The following is a 24,328-nucleotide window of genomic DNA, read 5'->3' on the forward strand; positions in this document are numbered from 1 at the left end:
GGTCTCCTCTCACGCCTCGGTGAGGCGGATCGCGTACCGGATGCTCTCCAACTCCCTTCGCACGCGCGTTGAGAGTTCCCGGCTATCCAACATCACTGGGAGGCGTTCGCGTAGAGCCCGTGCCGCTGCGCCGGAGCGCAGCAGGTTGGGGCGGACCTGGAGCAGCGCCCACACGGAATGGACGTTGAGGTTGACGTAGCCGTGATGGGGCGCGATGCCCTCGACGAGATGGGCGAGCAGTCTGTCGCCGTTCCACGGCTCGAGGGAGCCGTCGCCAATGAAGTCGTCGCTGAGCTGGGGCACGGCTGTCTCGCCGATCCAGTACGCCCAGTAGGCGAGGTTCGCGGCCTCGCCGGCGTCGTCGTCGTGGAGCGCGTTGTCGATGAAGTACGCCATGCGGTCGCGGTCGCCCTGCCGGGCTGCCACCGCGGCAACGGACCGCTTGTTGAGCCAGCCGGTGAGCCAGTCGTCCGGGCGTTCCGTTGCCTGCTGGTGAGCCAGCCAGTCCTCGGTGTCGGACGCGGGCTCGTACCCGGAGAGATACAGCGCCTGGCGCCGCAGAAGGAACTGCCCCGGTCCCCGTGCCTGCTCGGCCGTGGTACGCATCCGCGCGAAGAAGGCACGCCGCTCGCCGGCCGTCAGCTCAGGCCCGGCCGGGGCCGGTCCCCGGCGCGGGCGGCGGGGAGCCGGCAGCGCTCTCACCGGACCTGGCGGCACGCCGTTGAGAGGCCAGACCAGCACCTCGGCCAGGTCGCGCTGCATCACCATCGCACCGAGTGGGCTCTCCTGTGGCGGGGCGTCCTCGTCGAGGACGCCGGCCAGCAGGACGTCTGCCTCCGACGCGCGCTCCAGGGCCTGCAGAAGCGATGGAGCGGTGCCCAACTGCATGAGCCGGCGGCGCAGTCCGAGCATCTGCTCGACAGGAATCGCGGTGAGAGGCCGGCGTCCGGTCTCCCAGCCGGCGATGGTGTCAGGGGACACCCCGAGCAGTTCGGCGCTCTCGTCCTGCGTGCAGCCCTGCTGTTCTCGGATGACCCGCAGGACGAAGCCGCTCAGCAGCCCGGTTCGGGAGCGGGAGTCCTTTCCCTTACTGGCGGTCAGGGTTCGGACGGGACGTGGCCGCATGGTGGGTCCGATCTCGGCGGTTCACGACGAACCACCTGTACTCGCAGTCACTTCCAGGGCACTTGCTGACTACATACCGTCGTGGTGTCCCTGAATCGAACCTAGCTGGGAGGCCACGAGTCGTGGGTTCTGTTCCGTGTGTTCACCACCCGACCGTGTGGCTGCCGACACGTTCCGGGTGGGGCGTCGGCTGGTACGCGGCGGCCCGCACCGACGACCTCGCCGACGTCGACGAGTACCTGGCGAAGGCCGTGCCGAGTGGTTCGGTGCCTGACGTGTCGTTCATCGGCCGCTTCCAGCCCGCCAACGACCGGCCAGGTGGTTGACGTGCCGGCGGCACGCCGCCTGTCGGGCCGCATGCAGGTGGCCGAGGACGGCACATCCGTGGCGACCGCGGTGTTCCCGAGGGAACGAAAGTCGGTGCCTGACGCGCGCCACTTCGTGGCGAACGTCCTGATGGACTGGAAGGTGCCGGAACTGGCCGACACAGCCGAGCTGGTCACCTCCGAACTAGTGACCAACGCCGTCCTGCACGCGCGGGCCGGGGTGTTCCGTGTGACGCTGCGCCGCCTCGGCGACGACCAGGTGCGGCTTGCCGTGGTCGACCGGAGCCGGACCTTGCCCCAGCTCGGCTCTGCGGACGACGACGAGGACCACGGCCGGGGCCTGGCCATCGTCGACTCCGTCTCGACGCAGTGGGGCGCGGACCTGCTGCCGTGGGGCAAGCGCGTCTGGGCCGACCTGGAGACTCCTCCGAAGCCGGCGCCGCCCGCCGGCGGCGTCCCCGCACACGCGACCCGTCGCGCCCAGGTCGTCCAGGTCCTGATGGTCGCCGCGGTCGCCGTCGTCATCGTCGCGGCCACCGCCGCGCAGCAGTGAAGCACCTGCGAGGCGCGTCGGACCGGCTGTGCGCGGCCGAGGGGCTGGTGTCGCTCGGGTCCGTCGTGCTGAGCGGGGCCGGGGCCGGCACGGGGCCGCCCGGCGGGGCCCCGTGCCGGGTCAGACGGCCAGGTCCTCGGGGAGCAGCAGCCGCAGTTCGTCGAGGGTCGGGGCGGCCGACGCGCTCAGCCGGAACGCCTGGCGGGTGACGAGCGACTCGAAGACCTTGCGGGCGTGGCGGGCGTTGCCGAAGGAGCGGTCGCGGTCCATCGACGCGAAGTGCTCGCGCAGCCGGTCCGACAGGCCCGGCCCGCAGGTGTAGCCGTTCGCCTCGGCCTGCCGTTCCACGATGACGACCAGGTCGTCGGGCGCGTAGTCGGTGAACTCGACGCGGTGCGAGAACCGTGAGGACAGTCCGGGGTTGGACGCCAGGAAGCCGTCCATCTCCTCGGTGTACCCGGCCACGATCACCACCACGTCGTCGCGGTGGTCCTCCATCAGCTTCACCAGCGTGTCCACGGCCTCCTGCCCGAAGTCCGTGCCGCCGCGGTCCGCCCCGCCGGGGGTGAGGGTGTACGCCTCGTCGACGAACAGCACGCCGCCGCGCGCCCGGTCGAAGGCGTCGCTGGTCATCTGGGCGGTGTGGCCGATGTAACGGCCCACCATGTCGGCCCGTGCCACCTCGACGACCTGCCCGCGGGACAGCACGCCGAGGGCGGCGAGCAGCCGGCCGTACAGCCGGGCCACGGTGGTCTTGCCGGTGCCGGGCGGCCCCGAGAACACCACGTGGTGGCTGAGCGTCGCCGTCGGCAGTCCGGCCGCCGCGCGCCGCCGCGTGTTGGCGAGCAGGTGCACCAGCGAGGCCACGGTCTGCTTGGCCTGGTCGAGGCCGACCATGGCGTTCAGCTCGCCGAGCAGCACGTCGAGTTCCTCACGCCCCGCCTCGCCGCCCTCGGCGCCGCCCGGCCCGGCCGGGCCGCCCAGGTCCTCGGGGGTCAGCCGCAGCATCTCGGCCGGTGCCACGTTCGGCTCACCGGCGAGGCGGAACGCCTGACGGTCCACCATCTCCTCGAAGGTGCGGCGCGCGGTCCGCCCGTTGCCGAACGTGTCGTCGCGGGGCAGCCTCTCGAAGTGGGCGGCGAGCGCGTCGGCCGTGCCCGGACCGAGTTCGTACTGGTGCCGTCGGCAGATGTGCTCCACGATCGTCACCAGCTCGTCCACGGTGTAGTTCGGGAACCCGACGGTGCGGTTGAACCGGGAGGCGAGGCCGGGGTTCGTGGCGAGGAACCGGCGCATCTCCACCGAGTAGCCGGCGACGATCACCACGGTGTCGTCGCGGTGGTCCTCCATCAGCTTCACCAGCGTGTCCACCGCCTCCCGGCCGAAGTCCGCGCCGCCGCCCCCGTCCGACTGCGAGGTGAGGGTGTACGCCTCGTCGATGAACAGCACCCCGCCGCGGGCCTTCTCGAACGCCTCCGTCGTCTTGATCGCCGTACCGCCGATGACCTGCGCGACCAGGTCCTGCCGGGCCACCTCCACGATGTGCCCGTACCGCAGCACCTCCATCTCGGCGAGGATGCTGCCGTAGAGCCGGGCCACGGTGGTCTTGCCGGTGCCGGGAGGTCCGGCGAAGACCATGTGCCGGCTCATCGGCGGGGCCGACATGCCCATCTCGGTGCGGCGCCGTGCCATCTGGTTGAGGCTCACCAGGGTCTTGACCTCGCGCTTGACCGAGTCGAGGCCGATCAGCGACTCGAGTTCGGCCAGGGGCGAGGGCCGGGACCGCTTCCGCGGGCGGCCGCCGCCGCCCTGCCCGGGCTCGTCCGCGGCCGCGTCCGTGCGTCCGGCACGGGCACGGTCGCGTTCGCGGTCGTGGTCGGGGTCGGCGTCGCGGTCGCGGTCGCGGTCGTGGTCGGGGTCGGCGTCGCGGTCGTGGTCGTGGTCGCGGTCGTGGTCGCGGCCATGGTCGCCGTCCGCGGCAGGCCGCCGGGCCGGGTCCGCCGGTGCGGCGTGGGTGTCCCGGGGTGCGGGGGCTCCTGTCGCCTCCCGCGCCTCCCCGTGCACGTCCTGCGCTCCGTTGGATCTGCTGACCAGCCGCTCCAGCAGCGTGCTCTCGCTCACCACGGTGCGCCGCAGGCCACTGCGGCCGTTCTCGAAGGCGGCGCAGTTCCTGAGGACGACGCGTTCCGCGGTGTGCAGCAGGATGCCGTCGCCGGTGTTCTCGAACGCCTCGCAGTCGGTGAGCGTGCCCGTGCCCCGGGCCGCGATCATCACACCGGCGCGCCCGCAGCCGTGGAACCGCGACCGGGTGGCCGTCACGTCCGCCCCCGCCGCGACGGCCAGGCCGTCCGCGTCGGCGCGGAACACGTCGCAGTCACGCAGGGTGCCGGTGGCCGTCCCGGCGACCGCGAAGCCGTTGCCGCCGGCCTCCCGGACCAGTACGGCGTTCAGGAGCGGGCGGGAGGAGTCGGCCGCGCGCACCCCGGACTTGCGGACCTCGCTGATCTCCACGTCCTCGTACCGTCCGCGGGCCGTGCCGGACACCTCCATGCCGTGCCCGTCGCAGGCGGTGAGGGTGACCCGGCGCAGCAGCGGGTTGGCGTTCTCGTCGGTGCGGACGCCGGTGCCCGCCGGGCCGGTGATGTGGAGCCGGTCGAGTTCGGGCGTGGAGTCGTCGGTGAGGTGCGTGCCGTCGGCCGCGCCGCCGCGTACCGTCAGGCCGGTGAGGACGGGCGACGCGTTGCCGCCGACCCACAGCCCGGTGCCCCCGGCGTCGCGGACCTCGCAGTCCTCGTACCTGCCGCGCGACTTGTCACCGAGCCGCAGGCCCTGCTGTCCGGCCCCGGTCACCCGCAGCCGGCGCACCACGGGCTGCGCGTCGCCGGACGCGGTCAGCCCGTGTCCCGCCGGGTCCTCCACCGCGCAGTCCTCCACCAGCACCCGGTTGCGGCTGGAGATGTGGATGCCGACGCCGCCGACCCCGTGGACCCGGGTGCGCAGGACGCGGGTGGCGCTGCTGTCCTCCAGCGCGATGCCGGGCTTGGCGGTCGCCGAGATGTCGCAGTCCTCGATGGAACCGCGCCCCTCACCGTTGACGAAGACGCCGTTGCCGGCGGTGTCCCGGACCGTGCAGCGGCGGATCAGCGGGTTGCCCCGCTCGCCGATCACCACACCGGACGCCTCCAGGTCCTCCAGCCGGCAGTCCTCGATGACGCTCTCGGCCTCGCTGGTCACCACCACCCCCGCGCCGGCCGCGTTGGTGACCCGGCTGTCCCGCATGGCCAGCGCGCCGCCGCCCCGGGCCAGTACGGCGGTCCACGCCACGGCGCTGATCTCGCAGTCGTCCAGCTCCAACTGGCCGTCCGGCACGTCGACGGCGGGCAGCTCCTCGTCGCCGCCCCGGATCACCAGGCCGGTGAGCTTGACGGCCTCGGCGGTGGCCGTCACCGCGGTCCCGGACCGGGGGGCGAGCTCCACCGAGCCGCGCCCCTCCGCCGCGACGATCGTCACCACGTCGGTCAGCACCAGCGGGTCGCTGTACCGGCCGGGGGCCACCGTGATCAGGGCACCGCTGCGCGCGGCCCGGACGGCGTCTGCGATGGACGCGTGGCACCCGGCGTCCTCCGGGTCGACGGCCAGCACGTGGCGTGTCATGGGGTGGTGCTCCTCTCCGGGCCGGGTGGCGCGGGTTGCCTGGTCGGGGGTGGGGTGGGGTGGGGTGGGGTGGGGTGGGGTGGGGGGAGGTGGGGGGAGGTGGGGGGAGGTGGGGGGAGGTGGGGGGAGGTGGGGTGGTGCGGGCCGGGGTGGTCAGCGGCTCACCCACTTCTGGTGCGCCCTGCCGTTGCAGGACCACAGCTGGAGCCGCGCACCGTTCTGCGCGTTCGCGTCGATGATGTCGAGGCACTTGTCGGCCGCCGGATTGACCAGGTCCTCACGGCTGTTCAGGACCCACTTCTGCTGGGGGCGGCCGGCGCAGGTGTCGAGCTGGATCGGCGATCCGTCCTCGCCCGCGTGCCACACGCTCGTCAGGCACAGGCCCATGGCCCGCAGGGTCCCGTCCGAGTGGAACTCCCAGCGCTGGTTCTCCTGCGGGGCGCAGTCCCACATCTGGAGGTTCGCGCCGACCACGGCACGGTAGTCGGGGATGTCGACGCAGCGCCCGTTCAGCTTGCTCACGATCTGGCGGTACGTGGTCGTCGTCCGGGCGGCCGACTGCGGGACCGCGGCGCTGTCACTGCCGCCGCCGGTGGCCTGGGTGCTCGTCCCGGCGCTGCTCTCGGGCCCGGTCTCCGCGTCGTCCGGCGCGCTCGTGCGGGGCGCGCCGGTGGTCGGGCTCGGTGTCGCGGGGCCGTACTGGGCCGGGACGGGGTTCCCGCCGGACCGGGGGGTGCCCGAGGCGCGCGGCCGGGCGGTCGGAGAGCCCGAGGACTCCGCGGGGACCGGCACGAATCCCGGCTGCTCGTCGTCCTGCGGGAGCCCCGCGGGCAGGTCGTCCCCGCGTGACGACGCGGAGTCGGAGGACGACCGGTCCCCGTCGCCCAGCGTGGCGATGCCGAACGGCGCGGCTATCAGCAGCAGTCCGGCCAGGGCGGCGCCGGCCAGCACACCGGACGACAGCCGCCCGGTCAGGGCACCGTGGCCGGCCTCCGGCTCGGGGGCAGCGGCCTCCGGCGGCGCCTCGGGCGTCCGCGCGGACGGGTCGCCCGTGGCGGAGCCGGAGGGGCCCGACGGCCCGGACGGGTCCACGGCGGCGGACGCCTCCGTACGGGCCGCGCCACGGCCGGAGGACGCCGTCGGGGGCGCGGACGGAGTCACGGACGGGGTCGCGGACGGGGTCGCGGACGGGGTCTGGTCCGGAGTCCGGGCCGGGGTCTGCGAACCGGGTGAGCCGGTGGTCCCGGACGGGGTCTGCGAACCGGGTGAGCCGGTGGTCCCGGACGGGGTCTGCGAACCGGGTGAGCCGGTGGTCCCGGACGGGCGCTGCGAACCGGGTGAGCCGGTGGTCCCGGACGGGCGCTGCGAACCGGGTGAGCCGGTGGTCCCGGACGGGTCGGGGCCCGCCGGTCCGTTCCGCTTCGCGGAGGCGGACCCGGCTCCGTTGTCGGGGGTGTTCCCTGCTCGTTCGCTCATGACGTGCTCTGTCCTCTTCGACGCTGTCGCTGGTGGGGAGATGGGGTGCGGGGCGGGACCCGGGGGTCCCGTGTGCCGCCGTACGGTGTGCTCGTCACGGGTTGAGGCGGGCCAGCCACTTCAGTTCCTCCGCGGTCGGAGCTTCGGAGTCCGGGAGGGGTGGCGGGGCCTGCGACGGCGGGACGGGAGCCGACGGCCCGGGCTCCTCCGGCCCGCCCGGCCCGCCCGGCCCGCCCGGCCCGCCCGGCTCCTCCGGTCCGCCCGGCTCCTCCGGTCCGCCCTGCTCGCCCGGTCCGCCCTGCTCCCGAGACATCTCGCGGGGCGGGGCGTCGCTCCCGCTGTAGTGCTCACCGCCGCCCCTTCCACCGCTGCCCGCGCTGCGGTAGAGCTCGATCAGCCGGGTGGCGGTGCGCGGTCCGACCTCGGAGCCTCCACCGCGCGTCGTCCCGTCGCCCTGGACTCCGCCCGTGGAGACGGCGAACCGTACGTCGAAGGCGTGGGCCAGCAGCAGGGGGAAGGTCTCGCCCTCGGCGGACGCCCAGCGCCCGCTCCAGTCCTGGACGGCTTCCGTGAGACGGGCCAGCTCGTCGTCCTGGAGCGGCGCGCCCCGCACGAGCAGGTCGCGCAGTTGTTCGTCGGTGAGGGCCCCCGGGTTGTCCGACGGCGCCAGACCGTGCTCACGCAGCTGGTCCAGCACCTGCTCCCGGTCCATGTCCCACACCGTTGCGGTGAACCCCCGGGACGGCTCGCTGCCGCGGTACTGCCAGGCCAGTTCGGCGGGCAGCGGCCCGGCGTACCCGCTCAGGGACCGGACCACGTGCTCCGCCATGGCGGCGGCGAGCCGGGTGTGCGGGCCGGCAAGAGGAACGTCGAACCGGGAGAGGATCCGCGCGTTCCGGGCCAGGTCGCGGCGCACCCGCGCGGGATCCGACAGCCACTCGTGGACCACCGGGTGGCTGACGGCCAGGCCGGGGAGCCGGTCGCGGACGTACCCCGGGTCGCTCGCCATGAAGGCGTACAGCAGGCAGTTGCCGTCGGCCGGCACCTGCTGGGGTACCCCACGAGCCCAGAGGGGCGGGGGCACCGTTCCCTCCGGCGCGGTGGACACCGGCTGCTCGGCCGGGTGGGGAACGGGGGGCTGCGCGGCGGGCGGTGGCGGTGGCAGCGGGGCGGACTGCTGTGGATCTCCGTGCTTCGCCAGTACCGGCTCGACCGGGACACCCAGCCGCGCCGACATCCGCCGGGCCACATTGCCGACCCAACGACGTGCCTCCTCCGCCGTCACCTTGCGGACGCTGTCGCTCATGTACCGGCCGGACTTGTCGTTGACCTCCCAGCGCCCCTTCTCCTCGTTCCACGCCAACTCACCGCTCACGCGGGCAGGTCGGACCGACGTCCGGCCCGAGGTGTCGAAGCCCACCGCTGTCGTCGGGTGCCCCTGGCCCTCCAGGCCCCGCCGCAGCTCCTCCTCCGTCAGGCCCGGATTCCTGGCCGCCATCCGCGCGAACAGCTCCTGGAACTCGCCCTCCTCGACGGCCTTGTCCATCTCCTCCACGCCGAGATGGATGTCGCCCTCCGCGTCGACCGAGTAGAGCCAGGTGGCCGCCTTGCGCTCCAGGAGCGTCGGACGGAAGTCGTCCAGCGAGTACCACAGCGGGTTGACCCGGACGGGCCGCTTCCCGGCACCCGACCCCGAGCCCGAGCCTGACCCCGACCCCGAGCCCGAAGTCGAATCCCCCGCCGCCGAAGCCTGCTCCCGCTCCTCGTCCTTCACCTTCTTCGGCCCGGCGAGCGCCCCGTACGCGTGGTCCAGGTCGGTCTCCGGAGCGACACCCCAGGGCGGCGCGACGGGCGCCGGAGGGCCGGCCGGCGCGTCCGTGTCGGGCGTCGCTCGGGGAGCCGTGACCGGGACGGCGAGCTGGTAGTGCCGGTCGTCCAGGCTCAGCACCAGGCGGGTGCGCCCGGGGGCGGGGCCGTCGTCCACGAGGCCCAGGGAACGGAGCCGTTCGCCGGCCGCCCGGGTGCCCGGGGTGAAGTCCTGGAAGCTGCCGTCGCCGCGGACGACGGTGACGTCCACGCCGAAGGTGCGGGCGGCGAGGAGCGGGAGCAGGTCGGCGGCGGCATGGTCCCAGCGGGTCTCGTCGCCGGCCTCCCCCTGCCGCCGGAGCTGGGCGGCGGCCAGCCCGGCCCGGGCCCGGTCGTCCAGGGTCACCGAGTGCGGGATCACTCCGAGCGCGTCGAACTCGCGGCGGCCCGGTGTGTCCGGTCCCAGGTCGGGGACGGGACCCGTCCCGTCGACCTCGGCCGCGGTGAAGACGTCGGTGTGGTCGGGGGCGACGGCCGCGAGGAGGTCCGCGTCGGCCGGGTCGGTCAGCCGCTCGGACAGCAGTCGGCGCAGCTTGGCGGGCGTCCGCGGGTCGGAGGGGACGATGCCGTGTTCGGCGGCGAGGGGCGAGCCGGCCTCGACGAGGCCCCGGGCGAGCGCGTGGAAGAAGGCGTCGCCGTCCCTCGGCACGTCACGCAGGGTGTACTCGGTCCCGTCGGGTGCGGTGAGCCGGGGGCCGGCGGTGGTCCCGGTGGACTCCGTCCCGCCGGTGGCTGTGGGCAGGGGGCCGCCGGGGGCGGTCCTGGTGTAGCGGGGGTGGGCCGGGGCGGGGGCCTTGGACGGGGCGGGCTTCTTGGGCGGGGCCTGGTAGCTCACGGGTGGCGGCTCCGGCAGGTCACCGAGGTGCTGCCGTCCCTCCTCGGTGGCGGCGAGCCGGTGCCACCGGGTGAGCCGGTCGGCGCCGGCCCGTACCCGGTGGTACTCGGCGGCCGCGGTCTCCGCGGCCTCGCGCAGCGCGGTGAGTTCGGCGCGCCGGGCCTCGAAGGCGGCGCGTGCCGTGTTCAGCCGGCCGGTCGCCGCCTCCACCTGTGCCCTGGCCTCGTCGTGGGCCCGGGCGGGTTCGACGAGTCGCCCGGCCGCCTCCTGCTGCCGGGTGCGTGCCGCGTCGACCCGCCGGCCGGCCGCGTCGCGCAGTGCGGCGGCCGTCTGCCGGGCGCGCCCGGTGTCGGCGGCCGGGGACGGCTGAGCGGGCAGTGTGCCCGCCGCCCGCTCGGCCTCGGCGAGCCGTGCGGCGGCCTCGTCGCGGAGGCGGCGGGCGGTGTCGAGCGCGCGGTCGGCCTCTTCGCGCATTCCGGCGGCCGTCCGTTCGACCTCGGCAAGGTCGGCCTCTTCGCGCATTCCGGCGGCCGTCCGTTCGACCTCGGCAAGGTCGGCCTCTTCGCGCATTCCGGCGGCCGTCCGTTCGGCCTCGGCGAGGTCGGTGGCAGCCCGCCGGAGCCGGTCGAGACCGGGTCCCTCGCCCGGCGGTTCCGCCCGGCCGCGCAGGGCGTCGCGGGTGTCCCGGGCGGCGTCGACCGTGGTACGGGCCGTGGTGCGGACCGTGGTGCGGCCGTCGGCGCCGTCGTCCGCGGCCTGGCTGAGGGCGGTGTCCGAAGCCCGGCGGAGAGCGGTGTCCGAAGCCCGGCGGAGAGCGGTGTCCGAAGCCCGGCGGAGAGCGGTGTCCGCGGCGTCGAGGGCGTCGGCGGCCTCCGTGATCCGCCGGGCGAGGGCGTGGTCCCCGGCCGCGTCGTCCTGGGCCCGCCGGAACTCCCTGTCCGCGGCGTCGGCGGCCTCCCGGACCGGTGCGAGGCTCCGTGCGGTGTCCGCGGCGGCGGTCCGGGCCGTCCTCAGGGCGCCGCTCGCGTCGTCCACGGCGTCGCGCAGGGGGAGCGCGGTGCGGCGCTTCTTCCAGTACGCCTTGTCGGCGTCCGTCCACGCCTTGCTCGCCTTGCCGACGGCGTCCCAGGCGGCCGCAGCCCTGGACGGGAAGTTCGTGTCGTCGATCAGGGCGAGGTCGCGGGCGACGTCGTCGCGCACCCAGGCGAGGACGTACGTCTCGGAGGTGACCGTCCTGGGGCCCGGCCTGAGGAACCCGAAGGTCCCGGCGACCGCCTTCCCGAGGCGGCTGTCCTGGACGCCCCGGTGCACGTCGGCGACGCTGAGCCAGCTGGTGGGGACGGCGAACAGGAACTCCCGGCCGGTCTTCGGCTTGACGTTGAGCGACGACGCGTGGTCGCCGCCGACCGGTGCCCCGTCGCCGTCGGCGGCGTACGGTCCGGTGGCGGTCGTGGCCAGCTGGTTCAGGCCGGTCTGCTCGGACCGCACGAGCACTCCGGCGCCGAAGGCCGAGTCCTGGACGTTCTCCTGCGCGACCGAGGTGCTCGCGCCCTCGCCGGTCTCCCGGAGCACCTCGATCTTCTTGCCGTCGGCGACGGTCAGCAGCACGGCGCGGCCGAAGTCGGGCCGGGAGAACAGCGACAGCTGTCCGGTGTCGGTGCCGACGAGGTGGCGGTGGGTCAGCCCCGGCACCTGGTAGCCGGCCGGGGTCAGCGTCCGGTCGTAGAAGGTCGACAGGGCCGTGTTGTTGGTCCCGTCCTCCAGCGCCTGGGCCGCACCGGTGCCGAGCCGGGTGAGGCCGGTGTCCTTGGCCCGCAGGAGCAGTCGGGAGCGACGGCGGCCGGCGTCGGCGCCGGCGCCGGAGGCCCCGTCACCGGACTCACCGGACTCACCGGACTCACCGGACGCCTCGTCGTCGAGGGCGGAGAGGTTCAGGCCGTACGACTCGGCGAGGGCGCGGTTGTTGGCCTCCTGGACGTGCTCGAGTCCGATGATCCGGCGGACGTGGAACCCGTTCTCGGGGACGGTGAACGGCTTCCGGGTGCCGTCGCCGTACCGCGCGCCGGGCTCCCGCAGTCCAGGGCTGACACCGGCGCGCGGAGGTGTGGTGAGCGTGAGGTCGGGCGGGTCGAGCCGGGGGTCGGTGAGGGGCAGGCGCGGGTCCGGGTCGGGCACCATCAGGCTGAGCGGGACGTGCTCGCGCAGCGTGCCGACGGAGTCGGTCTCGGTGACGGTCGTCGCGCCGGTGAACCGGCGCCGGGCCCGCTCCAGCGATCCGATGGCCTCTGCGCGCGCGGGGTTCGAACTCTGCGGGCCGATGGCCTCTGCGCGCGCGGGGTTCGAACTCTGCGGGCCGGTGGCGTTCCCGCGCGCCGGGTCCGGGCTTCGCGGGCCGTCCGGTACGGAGTCCGCCGTCACCTCCAGCGTGATGCGGAGCCGGTACGGCGTGGAGATCTCGGCGTGCGGCTCGGTGGAGGCGGCCCGGTAGGTGATGCTGGAGGAGACGGTGTGGCCGGAGGCGACCGTGTGCCGGGAGGTGCCGGTCTCGGAGTACGTGGGACCCGCGGCCACCGCCGTCGCGTCGCCGGTCTGCACGCCCTCGCCGGTCAGGAAACCGACGTCGCGGCCCGTGGTGACGTCCGAGGCTTCCTGGACGGTCTCGACGGCCCGCCGGTTCTCCTCCATCTCCGTGCTGTGGTCGAGCATCTCGAAGGTGGACTCGCCGGGGATCAGCTCGACCCGTACCCGGGCCTGCCGGGTGCCGATCCGCAGGCTTCCCCAGCCCCAGCCGCCGGACCGGGCCGGCGACGAGACGCCGGTGCCGGTCATCTCCCGGTCGAGGGCGCGCAGGACGCGGGAGGTGACGAGCCGGCGGACCTGTTCCAGGGCGACGTCGTCGAAGCCGAGGTCCTTCACCTTCCGGTGGAAACGGGCCAGCACGGCGGTGGGGTCCAGCGCGTTCACCGGGTAGGTGCCGAAGGAGTTGCCGCGCAGCCAGGGCTGCGGCGACCAGGTCAGTGCGGTGTAGGCGGGGACGTCGCCCATCCCGTCGTTGATCAGCTTCAGCCGGTGGGCGCTCTTCTCCGGCACGTGCGCCATCCAGCCGCCGGGGACGGAGGTGACGGAACCGGCCGTTCCGGCGAGCGAGTCCGGTATGTGGGGCAGGTTCGCGGCGGCCGTCCCCAGCATGCCGGCGGCCATCGCCGTCCAGTGCTCGACGGTGCCGGACACCAGCACCTGGTGGGTGAACCCCTTCAGGTTGAGGTCGGCGACCACACTGCGGGTGACGGTCACGCTCTTCTGCCCGGACCACGACCAGGGGTTGACGGCGAGGCCGTAGGTGCCGATCAGTCCCGGACCGACGCCGTGGGGCTTGGCGTAGGTCAGCTGGCCGCCGAAGGAGAGGAGGCTGCTCCTGCTGACCTTGCCGGACGCCTGGGTGCCGCTGCCGAGCACCATCTCGGTGTCCATGGCGATCGGCCCGGTCAGCGGGTGGATGTTCCGCACCGCGGTGAAGTGGCGGAAGGTCGCCCACAGGGTGGCGTACGGCGACTTGCCCATCAGCCCGCTGATGCCGAAGCCGAGCGGTCCGGAGCTCTGGTCGAAGTTGGCCGTCGCGTACTGCGGCTGGAAGGCGCGCATGATCGCCTCCCGCGCGGGGGCGCCTTCCTCGTTGTACTGCCATGCTCCGCCCGAGGCGCGTCGTACGACGTCCTGGACCGCGTCGGTCAGCCCGGGCGGCACGACGACGTTCACGGTCACGAACGGGTGGTTTTGCAGGTCGCGGAAGGTCTGCGAACCCCGTCCGTCCGCCCGGCCCCGGCCGGCGCCCCGGGAGAGGTCACCGGTGGCCAGCGCGTGCGCCCGGGCACGGTCCATGGGCACGGTGTCCAGCGGGCCGCGGAGCGAGCGGTAGACGTTGGGCGTGTCCGGCCGGTGCGGGTCGACGGCGGGCGCGTGCTGGTCGGGGACGCTGATCAGCACCTGGCCCCGGACGGGTCCGCCGCGGATCCGCGCCCCGCCGGGGCCGGTGCCGATCAGCACGTCCCGGGGGCTGCTGAAGACGAACGGCTGCGTCCCCAGCAGTCCCAGGCTCGCGACTCCGCGCAGCAGCCCGCGGAACCGCCAGTACCCGCCGTGGCTCACGGTGAGGGAGAGGTCGTAGCGGTACAGGTGGGACGGTCGGATGCTCACCGACATCGGCTCGTTGGAGACGGTGGCGCCGTACCCGGACTCGGAGTCGCTCTGCCGCGCGTAGCGGCCGCCCAGCGAGAGGGCGCCCGTGTTGTCGGGGACGAACGGCGCGCTCCCGGAGGAGTCCGGGTCCCGGAAGCCGAACACGGCGTCGAAGCCGCCACCCACCGCGCGCTTGCGGCTCTCCTGACCGTCCATCCGCTGCCCGCCGGGGGCACTGTGCCGCAGTTTGACGTCGTCCTGCCGGCCTTCGTACCGCCGGTTGGTCAGTTCGGCGTGGACCCGGATGTGGCGGTGGCCCTGCCCGAGGGTGCCCGGCTCGGTCAGCCGGATCTGGACGCCGGTCGTGATCAGCGTCTCCAGGCTGCCCGCCAGGCTCTGCGGCGAGAGCACCGCGAGGATCTCCAGCGTGTTGGAGAGCGCCGTCCGGTACGCGTCGGCGTCGCTGAACCGCCCGCGCTCCGGGCGGTCCGGCGCGGCGGGCAGCGGGTCCGCCGGCTCCAGCAGGCCCCGGACCCGGGCCCGCACCCCCTGGCGCGACGGCGGGGCGAGCCGGTCGAGCGGCGCGACCAGCCCGGGGTGGGTGTCGGCGACCGCCGCGAGCACGGTGTCGGCGAAGTCGTCCGGCAGGGTGCGGCCGATGCCGTCGGCGTCGCGGGTGCGCAGCCCGTCGGGGTGCGAGAACTCCTCCACGCGGTGCATGCCCAGGGTCGGCGGACGGTCCGGGGTGAGGTGGGCCGGGGCGAACGGCTCCGGCAGGCCGCCCCGCAGCGGCAGCTTCGTCCCGTCGTCCCAGCCGGCCAGCCGGCGGGCCTCGGTGCGGGTCATCCGGTCCACGCTCCAGGTGTGGAACCGCCGCGGCGGCGCGCCGCTGCCGCCGCGCCGCACGTACACCGTCTTCTTGACCAGGTAGAGGCCGGTGGGGTCGCCCTTGACCTGACCGGACGTCTTCAGCGCCCCGAAGCCGCCCAGAGCGGCCGACCGCGTCACCGAGTAGAGGGAGCGGAATGCCGGTCCGAACTGGAGCCGCAGGTTGAGGTGCCCGTCGCCGAGGTCGAAGAGGTTGAAGGCGGGCCCCATGACGCCGTCGATGCCGAGGCTGACGCCCTTGGCGAAGCTCTGGTCGTTGCGGACGGTGGAGGTGTTGATGTCCCGCAGTTCGGCCTCGGAGGTCTCACCGATGAGCGTCGCCCGCACCGGCACCGTCCGCTCCACGACGAAGACGCCCAGCGGGGTCTTCGCCCGGTCGTCGGCGAACAGCGGCGGTGTCACGACCCGTCCGGCCGCCAGTTGGCGGGCGTGCCGCTGGAAGGAGTCGCTGGAGAAGAAGGCGTCGAGTTCCCGGTAGGCGGTGCTGCCCGGCCGCGCGCCGATCTCCTCCGCCGCCCAGTCGCGGATCCGCGCGACCGGACCGAAGCCCTCGGTGCGGACCAGCCGGTACGGGGAGTTGTGGTCGAGCGCGATCGACCGGGGTATCCGTCCGGGCGACGACGGCTTCGTCACGCTGTCGGGCAGGCGCAGCATCAGCCCGTCCCGTACGGCGAAGCCGCCGCGCGCGGGGACCGCGGGGCCGGTCGGGCCGGCGGGATTGGAGGCGGCGGGGCCGGGGGCGGAGACGACGTGTCCGTCGGCGTCCGTGACGGACACCTCGACGTACACGTCGTCCAGGTACACCTTCGAGCCGTCGAGGGTGCGGGTCTCCATCTGGCTGGTGACCTGGTCCGTCTGGGTGTAGCCGACCTTGGTGCTGACGCCGGCCCGCACGTTGAGGCGGCCGAAGCCGCCGAACGCCAGGGCACCGAGCGGGCCGAGGAACGGTCCGCCCAGCCCGATCTGGGTGACGGACTGCACGCTCTTGCTCTGTCCGGCCTGGGTGACGGCCCGGTCCATGGTGTCGATCTTCGACGGGTTGCCGTACTCGTCGGAGAACCGCTGCCAGTTGCCGTAGTGGCGGGCGGTGACGTGCAGGACCCGTTGCTGTCCCCGGGAGTTGGTGTAGGGGAACGGGCGCCCGCCCGTCAGGCTCTGCGGCCGGCGGACGAGTGCCGACCGGACGTCGGCCATCAGACCGGTGCCGCCGGGGTCGTCGCGCCCGGGGCCGCGCGGACTCAGCGACGGATCCCGCCCCAGGAAGGTGTCGATCTCCGCCAGCACCTCTCCGATGCCGCGCAGGGCGACGTCGCTCTGCCCGAAGGTGCCGGGCGTGGCCAGCAGTTCCGGCAGCAGGTCGTCCGGCATGCCCTCCAGCAACGACGCCACGTCGTCGACGTAGGCGGGCATGCGTGTGCCGTCGTCGAACCGGATGGGCGTACGGCCGTCCCGCGACGGCGCGGAGGCGTCACGCTCCAGCCGGGGCGGACGGGTGCCGTCGAGACGGGTGCTGATCCACTGCTTGTGCTGGGGTGGTGTGCTCTTCGGTGCGCTCTTCGGTGCGCTCTGTGTGACGGGGGCCGGTTGGGGGGTGGAGGTCGGTACCGGTGCCGGAGGTACGGGCCCGGGCTGTACGGCCTCGGCGTGGCCGGTGGGCCCGGCCGCGGGCTTGCGGGGCGCACGGGGTTCCGCGCCGGGCTGTCCGCTCGCCGTCGCCACGGGACGCGCGGCGGAGGACGCGGCGCCCGGGCGGCCGCCGTTCCCCGCGGTGGCGGTCGGATCGCCGATGTGGGCGTCGAGGAGGCTGAGGTGACGGCCGCGCAGACCGCTCTGCCGGAGCCCCTCCGGAGCGGTCCGGGTGTAGTCGCCGAGCAGGCTGCCGGGGACGTCGGGGCGGTGCGGCGCGCTGTCGTCCCGCGACTCGTCCCGCAGACCGAGCTGGTGCGCGATCTCGTGCGCGTAGTCCACTGGCTCGGCGTCGGCCCACCACGCGGTACGGGTCATCGGCTGGTCCCGATCCACGAAGGTGACGGTGAGGCCGTTGGGATGCGGGTCGTGCGCCACCCGCTCCACGGTGACGTGCAGCCGGTCACCGCCCGGCAGCCGGTGGCCCGGCGCGTTGAAGAACTCCTCGACCCCGGCGCGCACCCTGTCCCAGACGCCGTCCGGCACGCCCTCCGGGCCGACGGCGACCCGGACCGTCAGGTCGGTGACCTGTTCGCCGTCGTACTCGACGCGGCGCGCGTCGAACTTGGACCGCACGGCGTACCGCGTGGACTCCCCCGGCCGGTTCGGATCGGCCGGCGCGGACACCGGGTCGACCCAGGTGTGCGAGCGCGTGACGGGCGGCACCCCCGCCCGCGCCGCCTCCCAGGCCGGATCGCCGGTGAGAACGGAGGTGACGGGCTGTACGGCCGCCTGCACGGCGACGTCGCCGGTGGCCGGACGTTCAGAGTCCGGGCCCTCGGAGTCCGGGCCCTCGGAGGCTGGGTCCTTGGAGTCCGGGCCCTCGGAGTCCGGGCCCTCGGTGCCCCGGCTCCCCGTGTCCGCCGTGCCGGTGTCCGGGGCCTCGACGTCCGGGGCCTCGACCTCCGGGGACGACAGCGTCCTCGGCCGCTCGGCCGCGCCGGACCGCTCGCCGGGCGAGACGGGGGACGACGGTCCCTGAGGGTTGTTCGTCCCGGGCGGTACGGAACCGGTCGGTACGGAACCGGTCGGTACGGAACCGCTCTGCACGGACGTGGCCGGCACGGACGTGATCGGCACAGACGTGATCGGCACAGACGTGATCGGCACAGACGTGATCGGCACAGACGTGATCGGCACAGACGCAGCCGGCACGGACGTGATCGGCACGGAGGCGATCGGCATGGTCCCGGACGACACGGTCCCGGACCGCACGGCCTCCGAAGCCGCGTCCGCACCCCGGTCCGTGTCCGCACCCCGGTCCACGTCGACGTCCACGGCCACGGCCCCGCCCCCGCCCCCATCCACGTCCACGTCCACGTCCGCGTCCACGCTCAGGCCCGGTCCCCGCGCCCCGTCCGGTGTCGGGGCGGCCGGGTCCGTGGTGGCGGGGTCCGTGGTGGCGGGGGGTTGCTCCGGGGCGGCGGGTGTGGGAGTGGCGTCGCGGGCACCCGTGGTGTCGAGGTCGCCGAGCCGCCGGAGGTTCTCGACGGCGCTGATGCCGCCCTCGACGCCCGCGCCCGCCGAGGTGCCCGAGGTGAGGCCGGACACGAAGCTCCAGGCGTTCGTGGAGAGCTCCCCGGTGAGCACCAGATTGGTGACGAGGTCGGCGAACGTGTTCGTCAGACCCTCCTCGACACCTTCGCCAAGGAGGCTCAGGGCCTTGGTGACCACCGTGTTCCGCGTGGTGTTCACCGAGTTCAGCACCGTGTCGGGGAGCTGGGCGAGGGTGGTGCGCACGCCGGCCGGCAGACCCGCGCCCGCCCCGCCGCCGAGGACCTGGCCGAGCGCGTCCGGGGCGCCGTCGTCGCCCCAGTTCCGGGCGAAGGTCCGTCCGTAGGCCTCGCCCAGGTCGCGGGCCGCGCCCTCGCCGAGCTGCCGCCCGAAGTGGGTGGTGAACAGCTCGCCGAAGTCCTGGCCGAGCCGCGTCACCGCCGCGTCGCTCAGCTGCCGGCCGCCGGTGTCGCCGAGCGCGGACAGCAGGTCGTCGTTGTTGCGGGAGACGAGGTCGGTGACGCTCCGGCCCAGGGCGTCGGCCGAGACGCCGCCGGCACCGCCGCCGAGCTCCCTGACCTGGTTCCGCAGGGCGCTCCCGGTCCGGTTGGCGACGCTGCGGCCGAACACCTGGGCCAGCTTGGCCCCGGCCAGGCCCAGCCCGCCGGAGACCACGCCCTCGACGATGCCGCCGACGAAGGCGTCCCGGGTGAGGTCGCGGTCCCAGGAGTCGCGGGTGCCCCTGCTGATCTGGATGCGCTGGATCAGCAGGTCGAGGGAGACAGCGACGGCGGTGTTGATGATCACGTGGGCGAGCAGGTGCTGCCAGAGGAAGGTGAGCAGCCGCAGCAGAAAGCGCGAGGTGATCGCCCGGTAGACCGGGATCAGCAGCAGGGTGAGACCGAAGGTGCGGAATGCGTTGGCGATGCACCAGGCGATCTCCAGGAGCAGCTGGAGCAGCTGCCCGATCGCCATGTACTTGGTGTACTCGACGTTGGTCGCGGTGGTGCGCGCGTACGCGGCGATGCCGGCCGCCGCCTCCTGGCCGGCGGCGACGTAGTTGGTGCGGCCCGAGGTGAACTCGGCGATGGAACGGGAGAAGGCGTCGGCGGCCCCGGCGTCGAAGCGGGACCGGATGGTGCGGGTGACCTGGACGATCTGGTCGGGCAGGGCGGCGAGCCCCTGCGCGGTGGCGAGGTATCCCTCGCCGAGCGCCCGCAGCTTGTCCTCGTCGAGCTTCGGGAACTCCATGCCCGTCAGCGCGAGGAACAGCCCGCGCAGTTCGTCCGACGCCTCGAGTGCCATGGCTCAGCGGATCCCGTGGACCGCGCGGGTCAGGGCGTGCGCGTTCGCCGTGTTGGTCTCCTCGACGTCGATCAGCTTCGTGGCGGTGGCGTCGATGGCGTCGTACGCCTGCCGGAACGCCGTCTCCAGCGACTGAAGCAGGGTCAGCATGTCCTCCTTGGCGGGCTCGTAGACCGCCCGGAACGCCCGGCCCGTCTCGTCGTCGTACGCGTCGGGCTGCTCGTTCGCGGCCACGGCGGTGACGAGGCCGGAGCGGAGCAGGCCGACCGTCGACGCCAGGTCGCCGTTGAAGTGCCGGCCGCCGTCCCGGATGCCCTCCGGGTCCGCGACGATGTGGTTCCTGCTGGGCAAGGCCCGCTCCTCTCTCCGTTCCGTCAGTTCCGTACCTGTGTGCGGGGCCGCGCCGGCCCCGTCCGCTCCGCCGGGCCGGTCAGCTCTGCTGGCCCGGGAGCGCGCCGCGGCCGAAGGCGTCCAGCAGGTCGGCCAGGTCGGCCCGCCCGCTCATCACGTCGTCGACCTCCAGGTCCTCGGGCACGATCGGCCCGAGGACCTCCTCCAGGTGTGCGGCCGCCTCCCGCTGCGCCCTGCCGATGGTGTCCAGCAGCACGGCGGACAGTTCGGTCGGCGCCATGGTCCGGTAGCGGGTGGTGTGGAACTTCAGCTCCGTCACCGCGCCCCGGGCGTCAGCCGTTGCGCTGACCAGGTGATCCTTGGACGTTGCCGTCCCGCTGAGCGCCGTGAGCGCTTCCTGTGCCCGGCCGGCCCGTTCGAGGGCCTCGTCCAGTTGCGACTGGACCTCGTCCAGGAGTGCCTGGAACGGATTGCTGCTCACGCGTGCCTCCCACGGGTGCGTTCTGCTGCGGTGTCCTGCCGAGCACAGTCGGTGCCAGCTCCGGGTCCGTGCCCCATACGGCGGCGTCCTCGGCGAGCCAGGTGGTGCGCTCGCGCTCCTTGTTCTGCTCCCCGCCGGCACCCCCGGAGCCCATGCCCCCCATGCCCATCGGAGGGAAGAACGGGGACTGCGACGACGTGGCCGTCGTGCCCGAGCCGGTGCCCGTGGCGCCGGTGCCGGTGCCGTCGCCGGTGCCGTCACCACCGGTGTAGGCGTCCAGGAAGGCGTCGTCGGCGCCGTCGGAGGACAGGGACGGCTGCGTGAAGTCGAAGCTGCCGCCGGCGTCGCCGTAGCCGTAGCCGCCGCCCCCGTCGTCGTAGCCGGTGCTCGACGTCGAGGGGAAGCCCTGGTCGCTCAGGGACGGGGTGGTGATTCCGGGCGACGACGCGTCGACGGGGTCGGTGGCCACCGGCAGCGCGGACTGGCTGCCACCGGAGCCGGGCAGGGCGATGCCCGGCTCGCCGCCGCTGCCGCCGGTGGGCAGCGTGAGGCTCGGGAAGTCACCGGTGTCGCCCGCCGGGGGTGTGACCAGCTGGTCGGTGGGCAGGCCGACCGCTTCCTCGAAGTCGTTCAGGGCCGGGTCGAGCAGGTCGCCGGTGCCGGTCGCGGGCGCCGACACGTCGTCGCCCCGGCCGCTTCCGCTGCCCGTGCCGCTGCCGGTGCCGGTGCCGGCCGTGAGACCGGGGGTCGCGCCGGCCGGCGGGACGAGCGTCCCGGTCCCCGTCCCCGTCCCCGTCCCCGTTCCCGTCCCGGTGCCGGCGTCGGTACCGGTACCGAGGCCGGTTCCGGTGCCCGCGGCCGTTCCACCGGTCTGACCGGGGGCACCGGCGGTCAGGCCGGTGCCGGCGTCGGAGGTGCCGAGGCCGGGCGCGCCGTCGAGGCCGGTGCCGCCCGCGCCGACGGCGCCGCTGCTTCCCGTCCCGCCGGCTGCCCCGCCGGTCCCACCGGGCATGGCGATGTCGGAGGTGGCGGCCGCGGGGGCGCTCACCCCCGTTCCGGCGCCCGTGCCCGTGCCCGTTCCGGCGCCCGTTCCCGTTCCCGTGCCCGTTCCGCCGCCCGCGCCGGCCGCACCTGCCGTGCCTTCCGTCCCGGTCAGGCCGGAGGTGTCGAGGCCCGTCCCGCCGCCGGTCGCGCCGGCCTCTCCGATGCCGCCCGTCCCGGCGCCGGTCGCGCCGGTCTGGCCGGGCGGATCGATGTCCGCCGTGCCCGTCCCGCCGTCCGCGCCGAGGGCGCCGGAACTCCCGGCGCCGCCCGTGCCGGTGCTGCCGGGCGGGTCGACGTCCGGCGTTCCCGTGCCCTCGGCACCGCCCTGGCCGGAGCCCCCGCTCCCGCCGTTCTGCCCGTTGAGGAGGTCCTCCAGCGCGTCCTCCAGGCCCTGCTGACCGTCGTCCGACTCGCTGTCCGGCGCGCCGGTCAGAGCGGTCCTGATGACGTTGTTCAGCTCGCGCAGCTGGGTCGTGGACTGCTGGTAGCCGCCGGTCAACGCCGAGACGATGCCGACCACCGGGTAGTCGAGGTACGTCTCCGCCGTGTGCCGCCACGCGTCCTTGACCGCCTGCTCGACGATGTCCCAGGTGCCGGCCTGGTCGACGGGACCGAGCACCGTACCGTCGTGGGTGAGGACGGCCGGCTCGGCCCCCGCGGTGTTGAACACGACGACCAGTCCCCGCGCGTACTCCGCCATGGCGCCCTGGGGCGACGCGGACGGCTGCGCCTGCCACGTCTCGAACGCGGACCGCATGGCGTTGCGCGCGTTCCACAGGGCCTCCTGCGCGGCGTTGACGGCGGCGATGTAACCGCCGTCGACGCCGCTGCCGGACGCCGTCTCCAGGATCGTCTCGTAGGCGGTGGCGATCCGGCCGACGATGTCACCGAAGCTGGACGCCGCCAGTCCCTGCCAGCCGTCCTGGTGCAGCGCGCCCTGCCAGGTGTTGAGGTTCGGCTGCCACTTCCGGAAGTAGGCGATGGCGGCGGTCAGTTGCTCGCGCGCCCGGTCGAAGCTGTACGGGCTGGTGGTCTCGGTGCCGTTGCCGTCGAGCGCGGAGATGGTCAGGTAGCTGCCCATGTTGTAGCCCCACCAGGCGCTGCCCCCGCTCTCCAGGCTCTGGTCGCCGTCGAACATGCCGAGCCCGGCGGTGCCGGTGACCGGGTTGGTGACCGAGCCGTAGCCGCTCCAGGGGCCCGAGACGGTCCTGGTCTCGGTGCCCATGACGTAGCTCCAGGTGAACGCGGCCCGGAAGGGGGCGCCGCCGCGCTGGTTCCAGTAGGCGCGGGTCCACCGCGGGGCCAGGACCTCCTCCTTGCTGGGGATCTGGCCCGGGGTGGAGCCCTGCGCCTGGCCGGACCCGGCGAAGATGTTCACCAGCTCATGCCACTGTGTGGGATCGGGCACCGTAGCTCTCCAGCGTCGGTCGGGTCGTCAGGTCGGGTCGTCAGGACGGGGCGCCAGGTCGAGTCGTCAGGACGGGGCAGGTCGTCAGGTCGTCGGGTCATCAGGTGGTCGGGTCGGTGGTGTTGGTGCCGGTGCCGGTGCCGGTGCCGCCGCGCTCGGTGATCGCATCGCCCACGAGCCGGCCGAACTCCTTGCCGGAGATCGTGCCGTCCTCCTCGACCTGCTCCATCGCGTCGCCCGTGTCCGCGAGGGCGACGATCATCGAGTCGGTGATCGTGAAGTTGAACCCGAACTCGTTCTCCAGCGCCTGGCAGACCTTGGTCATCTGCGCCATCAGCTGGGCGGCCGGGGGGAAGTCGGGCGACCCCGCCAGCAGCTTGTCCGTCTTGTAGTACGCCAGCTCGTCGTTGGCCTCGCGGGTCTCGTCGCGCATCCCCGGCAGGTAGCCGTCCGAGGTGCGGTACATCCGCAGGACGTCCGCGGAGTACTCGGTCGTACCACCCGAGTGTTCGGGAGACTTGGGCATCCTCTGCTCCGTAATGCGTCGAAGGGGCCGTGCTGCGTCAGGGGGTCCGCCGGAGAGCCGGTGCCGGGAGGGTGCGGGCCACCGGCCCGGCCCTCCCGGGCACACGGGGGGAGGGAGATCCGTCAGAAGCGCCCTAGGCGCCCGCCAGCCCTTCCCAGCGGTTCTGCTCGTTGACGTCGGTCGTGTAGTAGCCCTGGGTGTTGTTCACCAGGACGGTGTTGCCGGAGCTGAGGACGCCGCCCATCTCGTCGACCTTCGCAGTCCACTTGTCGTGCTCGATCTTGTACTGCTGGGCCATGGCGCCCTCGAGTTCGCTGATCACCGTCTGCACGGTCGCGTGGACCGTGTCGACCTGGTTGCGGACGGCCGTGGTCATCTGCTGCAGGTACTCGCTCGCGGTCCCCGAGGCGCCGTAGTTCATCATGAAGTCGGGCATGGTGCTCTCCTTGTCCTGGGCGGGTGCTACGGGTGCTAGGGGTTGACGCGGCTCAGGAAGGAGGCCGAGGCCAGCAGGGCGTCGTCCTCCGTGTTGGCCGTCGCGGTCTTGGTGCCGGAGAGCGCCTGCGACATGCTCTCCATCATCGCGGTGAGCTGATCGAGCTTGGCCAGCCACGCGTCGATCGCGCCGCCGTACGTGCTGCCGGCGTTCCCGGTCCAGCCGGTGGAGAGGGTGGTCCGGGCCTGGTCGACGCCCGTACGGATGTTCTTGCAGGCGGTGACCGCCCCGTCGATCGCCTGGGCGGCGACCGAGTGGGCGTGGTCGGTGACCTTCGTGTTCGGCTGGCCTGTCGGTGTGGACATCGCGCTAGTGCCTTTCCGTTGTCGTGGCCGGGCGGGAGCCGCTCTCGGGCTGCCCGCTGTCATGCGGTCGTGCGGTCGGCGGGTCAGGGGCGTGCGGTCGACGGGTCAAGGGCGTGCGGTCGACGGATCAGGGGCGTGCGGTCGACGGGTCAAGGGCGTGCGGTCGACGGGTCAAGGGCGTGCGGTCGACGGGTCAAGGGCGTGCGGTCGACGGATCAGGGGCGTGCGGTCGACGGGTCAAGGGCGTGCGGTCGACGGATCAGGGGCGTGCGGTCGACGGATCAGGGGCGTGCGGTCGACGGGTCAAGGGCGTGCGGTCGACGGGTCAGGGAG

Annotated in this window: 12 protein-coding genes; 2 read left to right on the forward strand and 10 right to left on the reverse strand. The window is 74.0% G+C overall.

Going from position 1 to position 24,328, the window contains the following annotated elements:
* Positions 1 to 9 precede the first annotated feature (9 nt).
* On the reverse strand, positions 10 to 1,125 hold the full coding sequence (locus tag ACFV9M_RS01210) for a helix-turn-helix domain-containing protein (RefSeq protein ID WP_385073493.1): 1,116 nt from the start codon (positions 1,123 to 1,125) through the stop codon (positions 10 to 12).
* 155 nt (positions 1,126 to 1,280) lie between these two features.
* Between ACFV9M_RS01210 and ACFV9M_RS01215 the strand changes: the two genes are divergently transcribed.
* The gene (locus ACFV9M_RS01215; RefSeq protein WP_385073490.1) at positions 1,281 to 1,451 is read left to right on the forward strand and encodes a hypothetical protein; all 171 of its coding nucleotides are present in this window, start codon (positions 1,281 to 1,283) and stop codon (positions 1,449 to 1,451) included.
* Position 1,452: 1 nt separating this feature from the next.
* Entirely contained in the window at positions 1,453 to 2,004 is a 552-nt protein-coding gene (locus ACFV9M_RS01220; RefSeq protein WP_385073488.1) for an ATP-binding protein, read from the forward strand.
* A 120-nt stretch (positions 2,005 to 2,124) separates the two neighbouring features.
* Here ACFV9M_RS01220 and ACFV9M_RS01225 read toward each other — a convergent pair whose 3' ends face one another.
* The 9 genes from ACFV9M_RS01225 to ACFV9M_RS01265 all read right to left on the reverse strand — a co-directional run bounded on the left by ACFV9M_RS01225 (position 2,125) and on the right by ACFV9M_RS01265 (position 23,995).
* A complete protein-coding gene (locus tag ACFV9M_RS01225; RefSeq protein ID WP_385073485.1) occupies positions 2,125 to 5,658 on the reverse strand; it encodes a right-handed parallel beta-helix repeat-containing protein in 3,534 nt (1,177 codons plus the stop codon).
* Positions 5,659 to 5,811: 153 nt separating this feature from the next.
* Entirely contained in the window at positions 5,812 to 7,134 is a 1,323-nt protein-coding gene (locus ACFV9M_RS01230; RefSeq protein ID WP_385073483.1) for a ricin-type beta-trefoil lectin domain protein, read from the reverse strand.
* 94 nt (positions 7,135 to 7,228) lie between these two features.
* Positions 7,229 to 19,384, reverse strand: coding sequence for a hypothetical protein (locus ACFV9M_RS01235; RefSeq protein WP_385073480.1), 12,156 nt, complete (start codon positions 19,382 to 19,384; stop codon positions 7,229 to 7,231).
* Positions 19,385 to 19,387: 3 nt separating this feature from the next.
* A complete protein-coding gene (locus ACFV9M_RS01240) occupies positions 19,388 to 19,735 on the reverse strand; it encodes a hypothetical protein (RefSeq protein WP_385073477.1) in 348 nt (115 codons plus the stop codon).
* 79 nt (positions 19,736 to 19,814) lie between these two features.
* Positions 19,815 to 20,168 carry a YbaB/EbfC family nucleoid-associated protein gene (locus tag ACFV9M_RS01245; protein WP_385073535.1) on the reverse strand — a complete coding sequence of 118 codons (354 nt, stop codon included), beginning with the start codon at positions 20,166 to 20,168 and terminating at the stop codon, positions 19,815 to 19,817.
* Complete coding sequence (locus ACFV9M_RS01250; protein WP_385073475.1) at positions 20,068 to 22,668, reverse strand: hypothetical protein; 2,601 nt, start codon at positions 22,666 to 22,668, stop codon at positions 20,068 to 20,070. Before ACFV9M_RS01250 ends, ACFV9M_RS01245 begins: the two co-directional genes overlap by 101 nt.
* A gap of 100 nt (positions 22,669 to 22,768) precedes the next feature.
* Positions 22,769 to 23,194, reverse strand: coding sequence for a hypothetical protein (locus ACFV9M_RS01255; RefSeq protein WP_385073472.1), 426 nt, complete (start codon positions 23,192 to 23,194; stop codon positions 22,769 to 22,771).
* Positions 23,195 to 23,327: 133 nt separating this feature from the next.
* Positions 23,328 to 23,630, reverse strand: coding sequence for a WXG100 family type VII secretion target (locus ACFV9M_RS01260; protein ID WP_385073469.1), 303 nt, complete (start codon positions 23,628 to 23,630; stop codon positions 23,328 to 23,330).
* 35 nt (positions 23,631 to 23,665) lie between these two features.
* The gene (locus ACFV9M_RS01265) at positions 23,666 to 23,995 is read right to left on the reverse strand and encodes a WXG100 family type VII secretion target (RefSeq protein WP_385073466.1); all 330 of its coding nucleotides are present in this window, start codon (positions 23,993 to 23,995) and stop codon (positions 23,666 to 23,668) included.
* Positions 23,996 to 24,328: the final 333 nt, after the last annotated feature.

Source organism: Streptomyces sp. NPDC059895 (assembly GCF_042731035.1).
Taxonomy (GTDB): Bacteria; Actinomycetota; Actinomycetes; order Streptomycetales; family Streptomycetaceae; genus Streptomyces.